Below are 16,607 nucleotides of genomic sequence, written 5' to 3'. Positions count from 1 at the left end.
TTTTTCTTTGGCCGGGCGATCCGTTCGGGCAGACTGGTCGCGAAAACAGACCAAACAGTCAAGGGAGCGAATCATGAGGGTGCTGGCATTTCTATTGATGGCGGCCACGGCCATGGCCGTGGCCTCCCCTGCCGCGCGGGCGCAGTCGACGGCGCAGCCGTCGGTCACGGACATCGTGTTTTCGGAAATCGAGAAACGGATTCTGAAGGAAGTCCTGGGGGATGGGCGCTATGAGGCCAACGGCGACGGCACCTACCGCAAGACCGGGCACGACGGCAAATACGACGACCTGGAACAGGGCCGCGACGGCAAGTTCTACGGCAAGAAAAAAGACAAGGGCGAGCCGGGCCGCGGCAAGGGCCTGCCCCCCGGCCTGGCCAAGAAAGGCAAGCTTCCGCCGGGGTTGCAAAAACAGCTGGAACGCAACGGCCGTCTGCCGCCGGGACTTGCCGCCAATCCGTTGCCTTACGAAGCGGTGGTCAACCTGCCGCCGCCGGCGAACGGCACGGAACGCGTCATCGTGGATACCTCCGTCGTGTTGCTGGAAAAAGGCACGGGCCTGATCCTCGACGTGCTGAAGGACGTGCTGTCCCGCCCCTGACGGTCTTTCCCGGAAATTCGTCCCCGCCGTTTGCCGCAAAAAGGACGGGTGCCGCCTTTTCGCTTGACTTGCAAATGCGAATGAATTGCAATTGCGATGCATCGATCATGAACAGGCAGCATACGGGACGGCATTGATGGGACATATGGGATACGGCGGTGGCGGACATCGGGGCGGTCGATCCGGCGGTCGATCCGGCGGTCGATCCGGCGGTCGATCCGGCGGTCGATCCGGCGGTCAATCGGACGGCGGCCGGTGGGGTGCCGCGGGCCCCGCGGCGGATCAAGGGCCCTGTCCCGACGCGGCCACGGGTCTGCGTCAGGCGACGACGGCCTGCGGCGCCGCCGATCAGTCGGCGGAACGGCCCCGGCGGCTCGATTTTTCAGATCTCGACCTGCCCGAATGCCTGCTGATCAAGCCGATCCGCCTGTGGCTGCACGGGCCGGAAAACTGGACCCTGGTCGGCATGCAGTACCGCGCCCATTTCGGCGATCTGCGCACGACCCGGGCCATGGTCGCGCTGCGTGGGGTGATCGAGACCCTCAACGCCGGCGGGCGCCGCATGATGCATTTCCACAAGGCCTGGAAGCGCACGACCACCGGGGACGAACGCGCCCTGGTCGCCCTTGCCGCCGCCGTGCAGGCGGGGGACGGGGGCCGCGCCCGGGCCATGGCGCTGCGTCTGGTGGGGCTTGATTGGCAGCAACCGCTGCTCGACGACATGGCGGCGCTGACCGAGGCCTTCACCGCCCGGGGCCACCGTTTCGTTCATCTGCCGCCCCGGGGCGCGGGTGTCCGCGCCGCCGCGACCGTCAGGGGCGTGCGCGGAACGCCGTCACGGCAAGCGCCAGCCAGCCGGCCATGAGGGCAAAGCCGCCCCAGGGGGCGAGAAAGGTCAGTCTCCACAGACCGAGCGCCGTCGCGGCGTAAAGCGCGCCGGAAAACAACAGAATGCCGATTGCGAACAGGGCCGCCGCCCCAGCGGCCCACGGCGCGGCCCTGGTCCCCGCCCGATCCCGGACCAGGGCCGCGCCGATCAGGGCCAGGCTGTGCCACATGTGAAAGCGGTTGGCGGTGGCGAACTGGTCCTTGAGGACCGCGTCGCCCTCCAACCCGTGGCTGCCATAGGCGGCCAACGCCACGGCGAGGGCGCCCGACACCCCGGCCAGGACGATCCACCAGCGCCCGGTCACGACAGTGGTCCCGGTTCAAGGTCAAGCGGCTCAAGTGCCCGCAGTTCGTCCAGCAAGGCCGTTTCGAACGCCCCGGCGCCATCGTCCAGGGCATCCAGATAGGCCTTCACGTCCTTTTCGATGATGCCGATGGTGTTGCCGGGATCGTATCCCTGGCGCGACCAGTCGATGGCGTCGATGTTGTCGCCGTACCAGGTCGACCCGGACGACACGGCCATGACGTCGAGCAGCCGCCGTCGGTCGAGCCCCAGGGCCTGGGCCGAGGCCAACGCCTTGCGCACGGCGACGACGCCGACCACGCCGACGAAATTGTTCAACACCTTGCAGGTCATGCCCGCCCCCACGGGGCCCAGGTGGTGGATGCCGTCGCCCATGGCCTGTAACAGGGGCATCAGGCGCCCCACCGTCGCCGGGGCGCCGCCGACCATGAAGGTCAGCGTGCCACGGGCCGCGCGAAAGGGCGCCCCCGACATGGGGGCGTCGGCGAAATCCACGCCGTCCGGCATGCGCGCCGCCAGATCCGCCACGGCGCGGGGCGACAGGGTGGAGCAGGTCACGAACAGGTCCGGCCGGTTGGGGCGCAACAGGATGCCCTGGTCGCCGAAACACAGGTCTTCCGTTTGCCGCAGATCGCGGACCACGGACAGCACGATGTCGCAGCGCGCGGCGAAATCGCCCGCATCCGCGATCATGCGCGGCGCGAAGACGCCGAAGTCGTCAATATTCCTGACGTCATGGCCCCAGACGTCGTAACCCGCCGCCAACAGGCATTCCGCCATGGGCAGTCCCATCGCGCCGCAGCCGGCGATGCCGACGGTTGCCGTGCCGGAAGATGGAATGCTCACCGCGCCGCCTCGACCAGGGCCCGGAACAGGGCCTGATTGGGGTCGCGGTCGCCCAGAAAGAATTCCGGATGCCACTGCACGCCCAGGCAGAATTTGCTGTCAGGCCGCTCCGCGCCCTCGATCACCCCGTCCGGCGCCACGGCGTTGACGATCAGCGTCGGCGGCAGCGCGCGCGGGGCTTCGTTATGGGCGGTGTTGACCATCATCTCGTCGCGCCCGACGATCTTGTGCAGCAGGGTGCCCGGCGTGACGGCCACCGCATGGGCGGTTTCCTCCGCCGGTTTTTCGTTGAGATGGTCGATGGGCCCCGCGATTTCCGATTTCAGGTCGCGGATCAGGCTGGCCCCCTCGACCGCGGCGAGAACCTGCAGTCCGGCGCAGATGCCCAACAGGGGAACGTCCCGGTCGATGGCGGCCCGCACCAGGGGCACCTCGGCGGTGTGGCGGGGATGCGGCGCTTCGGCGACGACGATTTCGCCGCCGTAGTAAACCTCGGGAAAGGGGTAGAAGCCGCCGGGCACGATGACGCCGCCGATCGCGTCCAGATAATCGTCCCATGCCTGCGCGATATAGGGCAGGCCCACGGGCAGGCCGCCGGCCGCCCAGACGGCATCGAAATAGGCGCAGCGCAGGGCATGATGCGGGCGTTTGGAAAAGCTGCCCTTTTCCTGATAGTCGAGCAGAATGCCGATGACGGGGCGCGTCGTCATGGGACGCCAAGACTGTCAGCGGGGCGATTTTCGGGCAATGGTTGATCTCCGGTCCGATAGAGGCCTAACCTTTACAGGGATTTATACCCGAAGGGGAACGGATGGTCGAACAGAAGCCTCGGATGGAAGCACTTTCCATCTCCCCCCAGGTGATGGAACCTAGGCTGGCGGTGCTGTTCAACTACTGGGCAGGATTGGCGACCCCACCCGACCTGCCGCCTTGGGGCGGCGCCATCGGGGAGGGGTTCCGGCTGATCGACCTGGATCCGGACATTCTCGCGATTCTGACCGTCGTCGATGCTGGCCCGGCCCCGACCGATTTTGTTTACCGATTCTGGGGCACGGGGCGGTTTCTGTTTCTCGGCAATCGCCCGGACCCCACGGGCAAGCCGGTCATCGAAGGACTCAGCGAATTGAACGCGCCGGATGTGCTGGCGCAATATCAGGCGGTCTACGACACGCGCCGTCCCATGCTGATGCAGAACTCTTGGACGCTTGAAAGCGGACTGGTCGCCGAATGCCATACCCTGCGGTTGCCGCTTGCCGCCGATGACGGGCCGGGGGTCGGCAAGATCGTCGCGGCGACCAAGTTCCTGCGCCATGCCGACAAGATTCAGCGTCTGCTCGAAGACCGCCCGTAGCTTTTTGCATACGCCTGCGTGCATGCCAGTCATGGCATTCGGCGACATGGCCAAGACAGTCTGGATTGAATACACTTCGGGCGGAGCGTGACATGATTGAAATCCCGCACGACGCCGGCATGGTGACATCGACCATGGGCTATCTGGAGTATATGCAGCTCCCGGTGGACACGGCGTTGATGCCGGACGGCATGGCCGAGGTTCTGGCCTACTGGGAAACACAGCGCGGCGACCGCTGGGCGCCGCCGTGGGCCGAGTTCAAGTTGTACGAATTGCCGCCCTTGATCATTCCCATGTGCGTGGTGGTCGATGTTCTGGACGAAGACCCGGACCAGCCGCGGTTCGTCTATCGGTTCTGGGGAACGAACCGGGCGGAATTGTACGGCCGCGACGGCACGGGCCGCGAGGTGCGGGACATTCTGCCCGACAAGTCAGGGCCGATCATCGCCGAACAATGCGGCCTGGTTCTGGAATCGCGGGCACCGACCCTGTTCCGCAACGTCTATCCGTTCAAACCGGCGGAAGCGGCGGTATGCATCACCCTGCGTCTGCCGATCGCGTCGCCGGACGGCGCGCGCGTGGACAAGATCATGACGACGGCGATCATTGTCGATAATCCGGACGCCTTCGTGGGATTCGTCGCGGCACCCGGCGCCGTCCCGGCGCAGGGACGCTAGAGCCAGTCACGATCAGCGCGGCAGGTCGCTCGTTCCCATCAGGAATTCGTCGATCGCCCTGGCGCACTGACGGCCTTCGCGGATCGCCCAGACGACCAGGGACTGGCCCCGGCGCATGTCGCCAGCGGCATAGACCTTGGGCAGGGACGTCGCGTACTTGTCCGTGTCGGCCTTGACGTTGCCGCGGGGGTCGAGATCGACGCCCATGGCTTCGATCATGCCGTCGTGGATGGGATGGACGAAGCCCATGGCGAGCAGCACCAGATCGGCCTTCAGGGTGAATTCGCTTCCCGGAACCTCGACCATTTCCATGCTGCCGCTTTCACTGGGCCGCCATTCCAGGCGCACGCCGTTCAGCGCGCTGACACGGCCGTCGGGGCCGGCGGTGAACGACTTGGTCATCACCGCGAAATCCCGCTCCACGCCTTCCTGATGCGACGACGAGGTGCGCAGCTTGAGCGGCCAGTCCGGCCAGGTCAGGGCCTTGTTTTCCTTTTCCGGCGGCTGGGGCATGAGCTCCAGCTGCGTGACCGAGGCCGCGCCATGGCGGTTCGACGTGCCGACGCAGTCCGATCCCGTGTCGCCGCCGCCGATGACGATGACGTGCTTGTCCGTGGCCATGATCTCGGCACCCTGGGGCGTGTTGATCCCGGAGACCCGGCGGTTCTGCTGGGTCAGGAACTCCATGGCGAAATGCACGCCGGGCAGGTCGCGGCCCGGCACCGGCAGGTCGCGGGGGCTTTCCGATCCGCCGCACAGCGCGACCGCGTCGAAATCCTTCATCAGGTCGGCGGCGTCCACGTTCTCGCCGACGTGGCTGTTGGGGCGGAATTCGACTCCTTCGGTCTGCATCTGCGCGATGCGCCGGTCGATCAGGTGCTTTTCCATCTTGAAGTCGGGAATGCCGAAACGCAGCAGGCCGCCGATGCGTTCGTTCTTTTCGAACACCACGACCTTGTGCCCGGCGCGGGCCAGCTGCTGGGCGCAGGCCAGGCCCGCCGGGCCCGATCCGACGACGGCGACGCGCTTGTCCGTGTGGTGGGCCGGAATCTGCGGCTTGATCCAGCCCTTGGCCCAGCCGCGGTCGACCAGCGAACATTCGATGGTCTTGATGGTCACCGGCTCGTCTTGCAGGTTCAGGGTGCACGACGCCTCGCAGGGGGCGGGGCAGACACGGCCCGTGAACTCGGGGAAGTTGTTGGTGGAGTGCAGAAGCTCCAGCCCCTCGCGCCATTTGTCGCGATAGACCAGATCGTTCCAGTCCGGAATGATGTTGTTCACCGGGCAGCCCTGGTGACAGTAGGGGATGCCGCAGTCCATGCAGCGGGCCCCTTGTTCCGATACTTCCGCGTCGGTCAGCGGTTCGACGAACTCCTGCCAATGCTTCAGGCGTTCTTCAACCGGGCGGTAAGACCGATCGTGACGCTCGATCTCCAAAAATCCAGTGGGTTTTCCCATTATTTATTCCCCGGCCAGTGCGGCCGTTTCTGCGCCGGCGGCGCGCTCCTGCATCTCGCGGAGCGCACGGCGGTAATCCACCGGCATGATCTTGACGAACTTGGGCAGGTAGGCGTCCCAGTTGTCCAGGATGTGTTTGGCCCGCGAGCTGCCCGTATAGCGCAGGTGATTCTCGATCAGGCCCTTGAGACGACGCGCGTCGAAGCGCATCGGGTCCGACGCGATGTCGGCGGTGCCGTCGTCGGGTTCGTTGGGGTCGATGGGCTCCAGTTCGACCATGCCCTGGTTGCAGAGCGTGTCGAAATCACCCGCTTCGTCCAGGACATAGGCGATGCCGCCCGACATGCCGGCGGCGAAGTTGCGCCCGGTCTCGCCGAGCACGACGACGGTGCCCCCGGTCATGTATTCGCAGCCGTGATCGCCGCAACCCTCGACCACGGCGGCCGCGCCCGAGTTGCGCACGGCGAAGCGTTCGCCCGCGATACCGCGGAAATAGCATTCCCCGGCGATGGCGCCATAGAGAACGGTATTCCCGACGATGATGTTTTCTTCCGGCACGATGGGGCTCTTGGGCGACGGATAGACGGCGATGCGTCCACCCGAAAGCCCCTTGCCGACATAGTCGTTGGCGTCCCCGATTAATTCGAACGACACGCCCTTGGAAAGCCAGGCGCCGAAGCTCTGCCCGGCGTTGCCGGTGAACTTCATGTGGATGGTGTCGTCGGGCAGACCCGCGTGGCCGTGCTTGAGGGCGATTTCGCCCGACATCATGGCGCCGACCGTGCGGTTGATGTTCTTGATCGGGAACTCGAGGCTGACCGGGGTGCCGTTCTCGATGGCGTCCTTGGCCCCCTTGATAAGCTGGTGGTCGAGCGCCTTGTCGAGCCCGTGGTCCTGGGTCTCGCAGTTGTAGATGGCCACGCCCTCGGCCGGCTTGACCGGGGCGAGCAGGCGCGTCACGTCGACGCCGTGGGCCTTCCAGTGGTCGACGGCGGGCCGCACGTCGAGCGCCTCGCGGCGGCCGATCATCTCGTTGATCGTGCGGAAGCCGAGCGACGCCATGATCTCGCGCACTTCCTCGGCCATGAAGGTGAAGAAGTTGACGACGTGTTCCGGTTCCCCGGTGAAACGCTTGCGCAGTTCCGGGTCCTGGGTCGCGACGCCGACCGGGCAGGTGTTCAGATGGCACTTGCGCATCATGATGCAGCCTTCGGCGATCAGGGCCGAGGTCGCGAAGCCGAATTCGTCGGCGCCCAGCAACGCGCCGATCACCACGTCGCGCCCAGTGCGCACGCCGCCGTCGACCTGCACGGCGATGCGCCCGCGCAGCGCGTTCATGACCAGCGTCTGATGGGTTTCCGCCAGGCCCAGTTCCCACGGGCCGCCGGCGTTGAGGATCGAGGTCAGCGGGCTTGCCCCCGTGCCGCCGTCGTGGCCGGAAATGGTGACGTGGTCGGCATAGGCCTTGGACACCCCGGCGGCAACCGTGCCGACGCCCACTTCGGACACCAGCTTGACGGAAATCCGCGCCTTGGGGTTGACGTTCTTCAAGTCGTGGATCAGCTGCGCCAGATCCTCGATGGAATAGATGTCGTGATGCGGCGGCGGCGAAATCAGGCCGACGCCCGGCGTCGAATGGCGCACCCGGGCAATCCATTCGTCGACCTTGTGGCCGGGCAGCTGGCCGCCCTCGCCGGGCTTCGCACCCTGGGCCATCTTGATCTGCAAATCGTCGGCGTTGACCAGATATTCCGTGGTCACGCCGAACCGGCCCGACGCCACCTGCTTGATGCGCGACTTCATGCTGTCGCCGTTCGGCAGGGGCTTGTAGCGGATTTCGTCCTCGCCGCCCTCGCCCGTGTTGGAGCGTCCGCCGATGCGGTTCATGGCGATCGCCAGGGTCGTGTGGGCCTCCCAGGAAATGGAGCCGAAGGACATGGCCCCGGTGGCGAAGCGCTTGACGATTTCCGACGCGGGTTCGACCTCGTCCAGCGGTACCGGCTTGCCCACGGGCTTCAGGTCGAACAGGCCACGCAGGTTCTTCAGCTTGGCGACCTGGTTATCGACCTTGGCCGTATAGGCCTTGAACTGCTTGTAGTTGGCCGAGCGCACGGCATGTTGCAGGGTGCCGATGGTTTCCGGCGTCCACACGTGTTCCTCGCCGCGGATGCGGAAGGCCAGGTCGCCGCCGACATCCAGTTCCGAGCGGTAGATCGGCGCGTCGCCGAAGGCCAGCGCGTGGCGGCGTTCGGTTTCTTCCGCGATCTCGATGACGCCGGCCCCTTCGACCTTGGTCGCCGTGCCCGTGAAGTACGCATCGATGAATTCGCTCGACAGGCCGACGGCGTCGAAGATCTGCGCGCCGCAATAGGACTGGTAGGTCGAGATGCCCATCTTGGACATGACCTTCATGATGCCCTTGCCGACCGCCTTGATGTAATAGGCATGGGCCTTGGCTTCCGACAGGCCGCTGGCCTTTTCCTGCACGATGTTGGAGATCGTGTCGAAGGCGAGATAGGGGTTCATGGCCTCGGCGCCGTAACCGGCGAGCAGGCAGAAATCGTGCACGCGGCGCGCCTCGCCCGTTTCCACGACCAGGCCGACCTCGGTGCGCAGGCCCTGGCGGATCAGGTGGTGATGCACGGCGCCCGTCGCCAGCAGCGCCGGAATGGCGATGTTGTCGGCGTCCAGACCGCGGTCGGACAGGATGATGATGTTGTAGCCCTGTTCGCGCACGACCTTTTCCGCCTTTTGGCAGATGCGGTCCACGGCCTGCGCCATGGTCTGGCGGTTCGGCCCCGTGTTCTGATAGCAGATGTCCAGCGTGTAGGTCTTGAACGAGCCGTCGACGTGGTTTTCGATGCGGCGGATGCGTTCCAGGTCCGTGTTGGACAGGATCGGCTGATCGACCTCAAGCCGCTTGTGCGTGCCGCCCGACCCCAGATCGAGCAGGTCCGGGCGCGGGCCGATGAAGCTGACCAGCGACATCACCAGTTCCTCGCGGATCGGGTCGATCGGCGGGTTGGTGACCTGCGCGAAGTTCTGGAAGAAATAGTCGTAAAGCATGCGCGGCTTGTCGGACAGCATGGCCAGCGGAATGTCGCGGCCCATGGAACCGACCGGATCCTCGCCCTTCTCGGCCATGGGGTCGAGGAAGAACTTGAGGTCTTCGCGGTTGTAGCCGAAGGCCTGCTGTTGATCCAAAAGGGTCTTGGAATCCGGCGTCATCGGGCCGATTTCCGGCGGCAGGTCGGCGAGGTGAATCTGCGTCGCGTCGAGCCATTCCTGATAGGGATATTCGGCGGCCAGTTCCGACTTCAGTTCCTCGTCCGAGATGATGCGGTGCTGCTCCAGGTCGACCAGCAGCATCTTGCCCGGCTGCAGGCGCCATTTCTGGACGATCTTTTCCTCCGGAATGGGCAGCACGCCGACTTCCGACGCCATCACCACCAGGCCGTCGTCGGTGACGATATAGCGCGCCGGGCGCAGGCCGTTGCGGTCCAGGGTCGCGGCGATCTGGCGGCCGTTGGTGAAGGCCATGGCGGCGGGGCCGTCCCAGGGTTCCATCAGGGCCGAGAAGTATTCATAGAAGGCGCGCCGTTCGGGGGCCATCTGCGGGTTGTTGTTCCAGGCTTCCGGGATCATCAGCATCATGGCGTGGGACAGCGAATATCCCCCCATGACCAGAAGCTCGAGCGCGTTGTCGAAGGTCGACGAATCGGACGATCCGTCGCCGATCAGCGGCCACAGCTTGTCCAGGTCGTCGCCCAGAATCTTCGACGACATGTTGTGGCGGCGCGCGTTCATCCAGTTGACGTTGCCGCGCAGGGTGTTGATCTCGCCGTTGTGGCACAGGAAGCGGAACGGTTGCGCCAGGCGCCAGCTCGGGAAGGTGTTGGTCGAGAACCGTTGGTGGAACAGGGCGATCGCCGTGGCGAAATCCTTGTCCTGGAAGTCCACGTAGTACTTGGACAGGTTGGGCGCCAGGACCATGCCCTTGTAGACGATGGTCGCCGACGACATGGACGGGAAATAGAAGTCCTGCCAGGACCCCTCGTCCTTGTCCCACAGCGCGTGATGGGCCTGCTTGCGGATGACGTAAAGCTTGCGCTCGAACGCCGCGTTGTCGGGCGTGGTCGGCCCGCGCTGGATCAGCACCTGCTTGATGACCGGCTCGTTCGGCTTGACGCTTTCGCCCAGCACGCTGTTGTCCGTCGGCACGTCGCGCCAGCCCAGCAGCACCTGGCCCTCGGCGGCGGTGGTCGTTTCGATGGCCTTGATCGCAAGGTCGCGCAGCTTGTGGTCGCGCGGCAGGAACACCATGCCCAGCGCATAGTCGCCCTTGGCCGGCACCTCGATGCCCTGCTTGGCGAACACCTTGCGGATGAACGCGTCGGGCAGCTGAATCAGAATCCCGGCACCGTCGCCGGCCATGGGATCGGCGCCGATGGCGCCCCGGTGATCCATGTGATGGACGATGTCCAGCGCCTGATGCACGATCTCATGGCGCGGCTCGTTGTGAATGTCGGCGATGAAGCCGAATCCACAAGCGTCGTGCTCGTTCAAGGGGTCGTACATCCCCTCTTCAACGGGCAGTCCATAACCGTTGCGCCGTGAGGTCTGGCTCATGCGTTAACTTCCTATTCGCGGGTTCTTGAGAGCCCATTTAGATAGCAATCCAGACCCCGGACGCCAAACAAAAACCGGCCTCAACTGTCATAAAAATCACGGGAAATTGGCCCGTTTCGGTCCTTATGAGCAGGTGCACAAATGCGGATTCGGCCGCGACGGCCCCTTGGCAGGGCCCCGGGGATCGGCTAGAAGACCCAAAAGTCGTAGGAGCACGCCTTGCCTACACTACATCTTGCGATTTTGGCGCTGATTCAGGGGATCACGGAGTTTCTTCCGATCTCCTCCTCGGCCCATCTCGCGGTCACGCCCCGGCTTTTGGGCTGGACCGACCAGGGGTTGTTGATCGACGTCGCCGTTCATGTCGGGACCTTGGGCGCCGTGGTGCTCTATGTCCATCGCGACCTCTGGGACATGCTGTCGGGCCTGGGCCGCGTGCTCAAGGGGCGCCGCGACCGGGGGGCCAAGCTGGCCGGGCTGGTCATTCTGGCGACCCTGCCGGTGATCGGCGCCGGATACGCCCTCAATGAATATTACCCGAACGGTCTGCGCTCTCTTGAGATGATCGCCTGGGCGACCCTGGGCTTCGGCATCCTGCTTTATGCCGTCGATCGCATCGGCATGACGCTCAGGCGCATCGAACACCTGGAAATCTCGGACGCCCTGGTGATCGGCATCGCCCAATGCCTGGCCCTGATCCCGGGAACCTCGCGCGCCGGCATCACCATGACGGCGGCGCGCCTGCTGGGCATGGAGCGCACGGACGCCGCGCGCTTCTCCATGCTGCTGTCGATCCCGGCGATCCTGGGGGCGGGGGCGCTCAAGGGCTTTGAGCTCTGGAAATCGGGCGACGCGGCGCTGACCTCCGATGCCTTCACGGCGGCGGGCCTTGCCTTCATCACGGCCTTGGTCGCCATCGCCCTGATGATGGCCTGGCTGCGGCGCGCGACTTTCACGCCCTTCGTGATCTACCGCATCGTGCTCGGGATTTTCCTGCTCGCCGTGGCCTACGGCTACGTCGGGCCGTTCAACTGACGATCTAGTACCGCGTGCCGCGATCGACGGTGTTGAGCGGCGGCTCCCCCGCCTCCATGCGCCGGATGTTGGCGACATACCATTCCGTCGATGAATGCGGCACGGTCAGGCTCGCCATGTGCGGCGTCACGTTGACCTTGGGGTGGGACCAGTAGGGATGATCTTCGGGCAGGGGCTCCGTGTGGAACACGTCGAGCGTCGCCCCCGCGATATGGCCCGAATCGAGCGCCGCGATCAGATCGGCGTCCACGACATGTCCGCCCCGGGCGCAATTGATCAGGCAGGCCCCTTCGGGCAGGGCCGCCAGGGTGTCCTTGTTGATGATGCCTTGGGTGTCCGGCGTCAGCGGCAGCAGGCAGATGAGAATTTCCGTGCGGTTCAGGAACGGGATCAGCTGATCCGGGCCATGGAAGCAGTCGACGCCGGGAATGTCCTTTTTCGAGCGTGCCCAGCCGGCGACCTGATAATGCAGGGGCACCAGCTTTTTCGCCGCGTCGCTGCCCAACTCGCCCAGGCCCAGAATGCCGACCCGGCGCTGCTCGGCGTCGGCCTGGCGCAGGCGCTTCCAGCGATGCTCGGCGGCCCAGCCGGCATAGACGCCCATCTTGCGGTGGTGATGGATCGTCCAATAGATCACGTATTCGCTCATCCCCTGGGTCAGGCAGCGGTCGACCAGGCGCACCAGGGGCACGCCGTCCGGCAGGTCCGGGTCGTTCCACAAATGGTCGACCCCGGCGCCCATGGAAAAGATCGCCTTCAGGTTGGGCAGGCTTTTCAGGATTCCGGGCTGCGGCTTCCACACGATGGCGTATTGGATGTCGGCCTTGTCGCCGGTTTCGTCCTTGGCCGGGTCGTCGGACCACACGCGGAAATCGGCGTCGGGCATTTGTGCAAGAAAGGCGTCCCGCCAGGGATCGGGTTTATCCCCGGGGGCCATGTAGAGGATGGAAATCATTATGTTGAGACGACTCCGGTTTCGTCGGCCTTCAGTTCGAAGGCGGCGGCCATCAGGGCCTTGGTGTAGGGATCCTTAGGTTCGTCGATGATCTGCTGGGCGGACCCGTATTCGACGACGCGGCCCCGGCGCATGACGGCGATCTCATGGCTGACGGCGCGCACGACCTTCAGATCGTGGGATATGAACAGGTAGGCCAGATCGTGCTTCTTTTGCAAGTCGCGCAGCAGTTCGACGATCTGCGCCTGCACGGACATGTCCAGCGCCGAGGTCGGCTCGTCCAGCACCATGAACTTAGGCTTCAGCACCAGGGCCCGGGCGATGGAGATGCGCTGGCGCTGGCCGCCGGAAAATTCGTGGGGATAGCGGTCCTGCATCTCGGGCGTCAGGCCGACCTCGTGCAAGGCCTCGGCCACCAGTTGCCGGCGCGCGAGGGCGTCGCCGCCGAGGCCGTGGACGATCAGGCCTTCCTCGATGATCTGGCCGACGGACAGGCGCGGGCTTAAGGAACCGAAGGGGTCCTGGAACACGATCTGCATTTCCCGGCGCAGCGGGCGCATCTGCTTGAACTGCCAGCCCTGGATGTTGGCGCCCTCGAACAGGATGTCGCCGGTCGAGCGTTCCAGGCGCAGGAGGGCCCGGCCCAGCGTGCTTTTGCCCGATCCGGATTCGCCGACGATGCCCAGCGTATGACCGCGTTTGAGCGTCAGAGAAATGCCGTCGACGGCCTTGATATGGCCCACCGTGCGGCGCAGGAACCCGCGTTTGATGGGGAACCAGACCTTGACGTCGCGGCCCTGCACCAGCTCGGGTGCGGCCGCGTCGGCGGGTTCGGGCCGGCCCTTGGGCTCGGCCGCCAGCAGGTGGCGGGTGTAATCGTGTTGCGGGTCGGTGAACACGGCTTCGGTGGCGTTCTGTTCGACGATGCGGCCGTCGTTCATGACCGAGACCGTGTCGGCCATGCGGCGCACGATGCCCAGGTCATGGGTGATCAGCAGCATGGCCATGCCCAGTTTCTGCTGAATCTCCTTCATCAGCTTCAGGACCTGGGCCTGGATGGTGACGTCCAGGGCCGTCGTCGGCTCGTCGGCGATCAATAGGTCCGGGTTGTTGGCCAATGCCATGGCGATCATGATGCGTTGTTGCTGACCGCCGGAAAATTCGTGGGGCAGGGATTGCAGGCGCGAGGCGGCTTCGCCCAGACCGACCAGGTCGAGCAGTTCAAGCACCCGCGCGTGGGCCTGTTTGGCCGTCATGTGCTGATGCAGGAACAGGACCTCGGCGATCTGCTTTTCGATGGAATGCAGTGGGTTGAGGCTGGTCAGCGGTTCCTGAAAGATCATCGCGATCTGGTTGCCGCGGATGGTGCGCATGACCCCGCCGGGCGCCCCCACCAGCTCCTGGCCGTTGAACCTGACCGATCCCCGGGGGTGGCGGGCCAGGGGATAGGGCAGCAATTGCATGACCGACAGCGCCGTGACCGATTTGCCGGATCCAGATTCCCCGACCAGCGCATGGGTCTCGCCCTTGTCGATGGTCAGGCTCGCCCCCTGCACGGCGGTGACGGCGCCATCCCCGGCGCCGAAGGTGACGTGCAGATCGTCGATTTCCAGCAGCTTGGACATTACTTGAACACCTTCCGGGGGTCGAAGGCGTCGCGCACGGCCTCGCCGACGAAGACCAGCAGCGACAGCATGATGGCGAGCGAGAAGAACGCCGTGAAGCCCAGCCAGGGGGCCTGGATGTTGTTCTTGCCCTGGTTCAGCAATTCACCCAGCGACGGCGACCCGGCGGGCAGGCCGAAGCCCAGGAAGTCGAGGGACGTCAGCGTGGTGATGGAGCCCGACAGGATGAACGGCAGGAAGGTCAGGGTCGCGACCATGGCGTTGGGCAGGACGTGCTTGAACATGATGACCCCGTCGGACACGCCCAAGGCCCGGGCCGCCCGCACGTAATCGAAATTGCGCGCGCGCAGGAATTCGGCGCGCACCACGCCGACGAAGGCCATCCAGGAAAACATCAGCATCAGGCCGAGGATCCACCAGAAACTGGGCGTCACCACGCTGGCCAGGATGATCAGAAGGTAGAGCGTCGGCAGGCCCGACCAGACCTCCATGAAGCGCTGCGCCAGAAGGTCGATCCAGCCGCCGAAATAACCCTGCGCGGCGCCGGCGGCGATGCCGATCACGGCGCTGATCGCCGTCAGCGCCAGGCCGAACAGCACGGAAATGCGGAAGCCGTAGATCATGCGCGCCATCACGTCGCGGCCCTGGTCGTCGGTGCCGAGCCAATTGTCGAGCGACGGCGGCGAGGGTGCGGGGCCCGGCAGATCCTTGATGACCGTGTCGTAGGAATAGGGAATCGGCGGCCAGATCATCCAGCCCTTGGCGTTGATCAGGTCCTTGACGTAGGGGTCGCGGTAATCGGCCTCGGTCGCGAATTCGCCGCCGAAGGTGGTTTCCGCGTATGCCTCGGCCACGGGGACATAGAACCCGCCGTTGAAGTAGACCAGGAACGGCTTGTCGTTGGCGATCAGCTCCGCCCCCAGCGACAGCACGAACAGCAGCACGAAAATCCACAGCGACCAGTAGCCTCGGCGGTTGCGCCGGAAATTGGCGAGCCGCCGTTCGGTCAACGGCGTGATGCGCAGGCCGAACACGCGCCGGCCGGGCAGCGGCGGTGCCGTCGTGGCGGGATCGGCGGCGGTCGTCATGTCCGGGCGCATGGCGTCACACCTCGCGCGCGTCGAAATCGATGCGCGGATCGACGATGTGGTACATCAGATCGCCGATGATGCCCATGACCAGCCCCAGCAGGGTGAAGAAATACAGCGTCGCGAACATCACCGGATAATCGCGCGTCAGCGCCGCGTCGAAGCCGAGAAGCCCCAGCCCGTCGAGGGAGAAAATCACCTCGGTCAGCAAGGCCCCCGTGAACAAGATGCCGATGAAGGCCGAGGGAAAGCCCGCGATGACGATCAGCATGGCGTTGCGGAACACGTGGCCGTAGAGCACCTGGCGTTCCGTCAGGCCCTTGGACCGGGCGGTCACCACGTATTGCTGGTTGATCTGTTCCAGGAACGAATTCTTGGTCAGCATGGTCAACCCGGCGAAGCCGCCGATCACCATGGACGAAATGGGCAGGGCCAGATGCCAGAAATAATCCTTCACCTGACCCCAGGTCGATAGTTCGGAAAAGTTCTCGGATACCAGCCCGCGCAGCGGAAAGACGTCCCAGAAACGTCCGCCGGCGAACAGCACGATCAGCAGAATCGCGAACAGGAAGCCCGGCACGGCATTGCCGAAGATCACCAGACCCGAGGTCCAGACGTCGAATTTCGATCCGTCGCGCACGGCCTTGGCGACGCCCAGCGGGATCGAGATCAGATAGACCAGCAGCGTCGTCCACAGGCCGAGCGAGATCGACACCGGCATCTTGTCGAGCACCAGCTGCGTCACCGACTGATCGCGGAAATAGCTGTTGCCGAAATCGAAGGTCGCGTAGCGCTTCATCATCAGCCAAAAGCGCTCGTGCGCCGGTTTGTCCAGACCGAACTGGCGTTCCAGGTCCTTGATGAATTCGGGCGGCAGGCCCTGGGCCCCCCGGTACTTGCTGGTCACGGTCGAATCGCCGCCGGCCCCCTGGGCCGGGCGTTTGGCGGCCATGACCTCGGATCCGCCGTCGCCCGACACGCGGGCGGTGGACGACACGTCGTCGCCGGCGATCTGGGCGATCAACTGTTCGACCGGCCCGCCGGGCAGGATCTGCACCACGGCGAAGTTGATGATCATGATGCCGAGCAGCGTCGGCGGGATCAGCAGCAGTCGGCGGAGGATATATGCGAGCATGGCGGCGATGATAAG

Annotated in this window: 14 protein-coding genes; 5 read left to right on the top strand and 9 right to left on the bottom strand. The window is 65.1% G+C overall.

Annotated elements, in window-relative coordinates; translation table 11 throughout:
* Positions 1-73 precede the first annotated feature (73 nt).
* Together RJ527_06145 and RJ527_06140 are read left to right on the top strand one after the other, a co-directional pair.
* Positions 74-601, top strand: coding sequence for a hypothetical protein (locus tag RJ527_06145; GenBank protein WND77320.1), 528 nt, complete (start codon positions 74-76; stop codon positions 599-601).
* 136 nt (positions 602-737) lie between these two features.
* Positions 738-1,466 carry a hypothetical protein gene (locus RJ527_06140; GenBank protein WND77319.1) on the top strand — a complete coding sequence of 243 codons (729 nt, stop codon included), beginning with the start codon at positions 738-740 and terminating at the stop codon, positions 1,464-1,466.
* On the opposite strand, the gene RJ527_06135 is transcribed toward RJ527_06140, so the two are convergent.
* Genes RJ527_06135 through RJ527_06125 form a run of 3 tightly spaced genes read right to left on the bottom strand, consistent with a single transcriptional unit; the run spans position 1,414 to position 3,349 of the window.
* Positions 1,414-1,794, bottom strand: coding sequence for a DUF423 domain-containing protein (locus tag RJ527_06135; protein ID WND77318.1), 381 nt, complete (start codon positions 1,792-1,794; stop codon positions 1,414-1,416). The genes RJ527_06140 and RJ527_06135 overlap by 53 nt on opposite strands.
* Entirely contained in the window at positions 1,791-2,639 is an 849-nt protein-coding gene (locus tag RJ527_06130; GenBank protein WND77317.1) for an NAD(P)-dependent oxidoreductase, read from the bottom strand. Before RJ527_06130 ends, RJ527_06135 begins: the two co-directional genes overlap by 4 nt.
* A complete protein-coding gene (locus RJ527_06125) occupies positions 2,636-3,349 on the bottom strand; it encodes a gamma-glutamyl-gamma-aminobutyrate hydrolase family protein (GenBank protein WND77316.1) in 714 nt (237 codons plus the stop codon). Before RJ527_06125 ends, RJ527_06130 begins: the two co-directional genes overlap by 4 nt.
* A gap of 101 nt (positions 3,350-3,450) precedes the next feature.
* Between RJ527_06125 and RJ527_06120 the strand changes: the two genes are divergently transcribed.
* Both RJ527_06120 and RJ527_06115 read left to right on the top strand, forming a co-directional pair.
* Positions 3,451-3,990, top strand: a complete 540-nt coding sequence (locus RJ527_06120; protein ID WND77315.1) for a hypothetical protein — start codon at positions 3,451-3,453, stop codon at positions 3,988-3,990.
* A 92-nt stretch (positions 3,991-4,082) separates the two neighbouring features.
* Positions 4,083-4,667 carry a hypothetical protein gene (locus RJ527_06115; GenBank protein ID WND77314.1) on the top strand — a complete coding sequence of 195 codons (585 nt, stop codon included), beginning with the start codon at positions 4,083-4,085 and terminating at the stop codon, positions 4,665-4,667.
* 12 nt (positions 4,668-4,679) lie between these two features.
* On the opposite strand, the gene RJ527_06110 is transcribed toward RJ527_06115, so the two are convergent.
* Together RJ527_06110 and gltB are read right to left on the bottom strand one after the other, a co-directional pair.
* Entirely contained in the window at positions 4,680-6,125 is a 1,446-nt protein-coding gene (locus RJ527_06110) for a glutamate synthase subunit beta (protein WND77313.1), read from the bottom strand.
* A gap of 3 nt (positions 6,126-6,128) precedes the next feature.
* Positions 6,129-10,754 carry a glutamate synthase large subunit gene (gene gltB, locus RJ527_06105; GenBank protein WND77312.1) on the bottom strand — a complete coding sequence of 1,542 codons (4,626 nt, stop codon included), beginning with the start codon at positions 10,752-10,754 and terminating at the stop codon, positions 6,129-6,131.
* Positions 10,755-10,973: 219 nt separating this feature from the next.
* Here gltB and RJ527_06100 point away from each other — a divergent pair, with 219 nt between their 5' ends.
* The gene (locus RJ527_06100) at positions 10,974-11,789 is read left to right on the top strand and encodes an undecaprenyl-diphosphate phosphatase (protein ID WND77311.1); all 816 of its coding nucleotides are present in this window, start codon (positions 10,974-10,976) and stop codon (positions 11,787-11,789) included.
* A 4-nt stretch (positions 11,790-11,793) separates the two neighbouring features.
* On the opposite strand, the gene RJ527_06095 is transcribed toward RJ527_06100, so the two are convergent.
* From RJ527_06095 to RJ527_06080, 4 genes are all read right to left on the bottom strand, one after another.
* The gene (locus RJ527_06095) at positions 11,794-12,675 is read right to left on the bottom strand and encodes a glyoxylate/hydroxypyruvate reductase A (protein WND77310.1); all 882 of its coding nucleotides are present in this window, start codon (positions 12,673-12,675) and stop codon (positions 11,794-11,796) included.
* A 68-nt stretch (positions 12,676-12,743) separates the two neighbouring features.
* The gene (locus tag RJ527_06090) at positions 12,744-14,369 is read right to left on the bottom strand and encodes an ABC transporter ATP-binding protein (protein ID WND77309.1); all 1,626 of its coding nucleotides are present in this window, start codon (positions 14,367-14,369) and stop codon (positions 12,744-12,746) included.
* The gene (locus tag RJ527_06085) at positions 14,369-15,388 is read right to left on the bottom strand and encodes an ABC transporter permease (GenBank protein ID WND78026.1); all 1,020 of its coding nucleotides are present in this window, start codon (positions 15,386-15,388) and stop codon (positions 14,369-14,371) included. Before RJ527_06085 ends, RJ527_06090 begins: the two co-directional genes overlap by 1 nt.
* Positions 15,389-15,473: 85 nt before the next feature.
* Positions 15,474-16,592 (bottom strand): microcin C ABC transporter permease YejB, encoded by a 1,119-nt coding sequence (locus RJ527_06080; protein WND77308.1) that lies wholly within the window; start codon positions 16,590-16,592, stop codon positions 15,474-15,476.
* Positions 16,593-16,607: the final 15 nt, after the last annotated feature.

The sequence above is a fragment of the Thalassospiraceae bacterium LMO-SO8 genome, from assembly GCA_031655335.1.
Taxonomy (GTDB): Bacteria; Pseudomonadota; Alphaproteobacteria; order Rhodospirillales; family Casp-alpha2; genus UBA1479.
The sequence above is the reverse complement of the archived record's forward strand: the minus strand, read 5'-3'. Positions and strand labels throughout refer to the sequence as shown.

Coding starts and splice junctions, on each gene's coding strand:
- RJ527_06080 (WND77308.1), bottom strand. CDS start 16,592: ATGCTCGCATATATCCTCCGCCGACTGCTGCTGATCCCGCCGACGCTG.
- RJ527_06095 (WND77310.1), bottom strand. CDS start 12,675: ATGCCCGACGCCGATTTCCGCGTGTGGTCCGACGACCCGGCCAAGGAC.
- RJ527_06140 (WND77319.1), top strand. CDS start 738: ATGGGACATATGGGATACGGCGGTGGCGGACATCGGGGCGGTCGATCC.
- RJ527_06115 (WND77314.1), top strand. CDS start 4,083: ATGATTGAAATCCCGCACGACGCCGGCATGGTGACATCGACCATGGGC.
- RJ527_06145 (WND77320.1), top strand. CDS start 74: ATGAGGGTGCTGGCATTTCTATTGATGGCGGCCACGGCCATGGCCGTG.
- RJ527_06125 (WND77316.1), bottom strand. CDS start 3,349: ATGACGACGCGCCCCGTCATCGGCATTCTGCTCGACTATCAGGAAAAG.
- RJ527_06110 (WND77313.1), bottom strand. CDS start 6,125: ATGGGAAAACCCACTGGATTTTTGGAGATCGAGCGTCACGATCGGTCT.
- RJ527_06120 (WND77315.1), top strand. CDS start 3,451: ATGGTCGAACAGAAGCCTCGGATGGAAGCACTTTCCATCTCCCCCCAG.
- gltB (WND77312.1), bottom strand. CDS start 10,754: ATGAGCCAGACCTCACGGCGCAACGGTTATGGACTGCCCGTTGAAGAG.
- RJ527_06090 (WND77309.1), bottom strand. CDS start 14,369: ATGTCCAAGCTGCTGGAAATCGACGATCTGCACGTCACCTTCGGCGCC.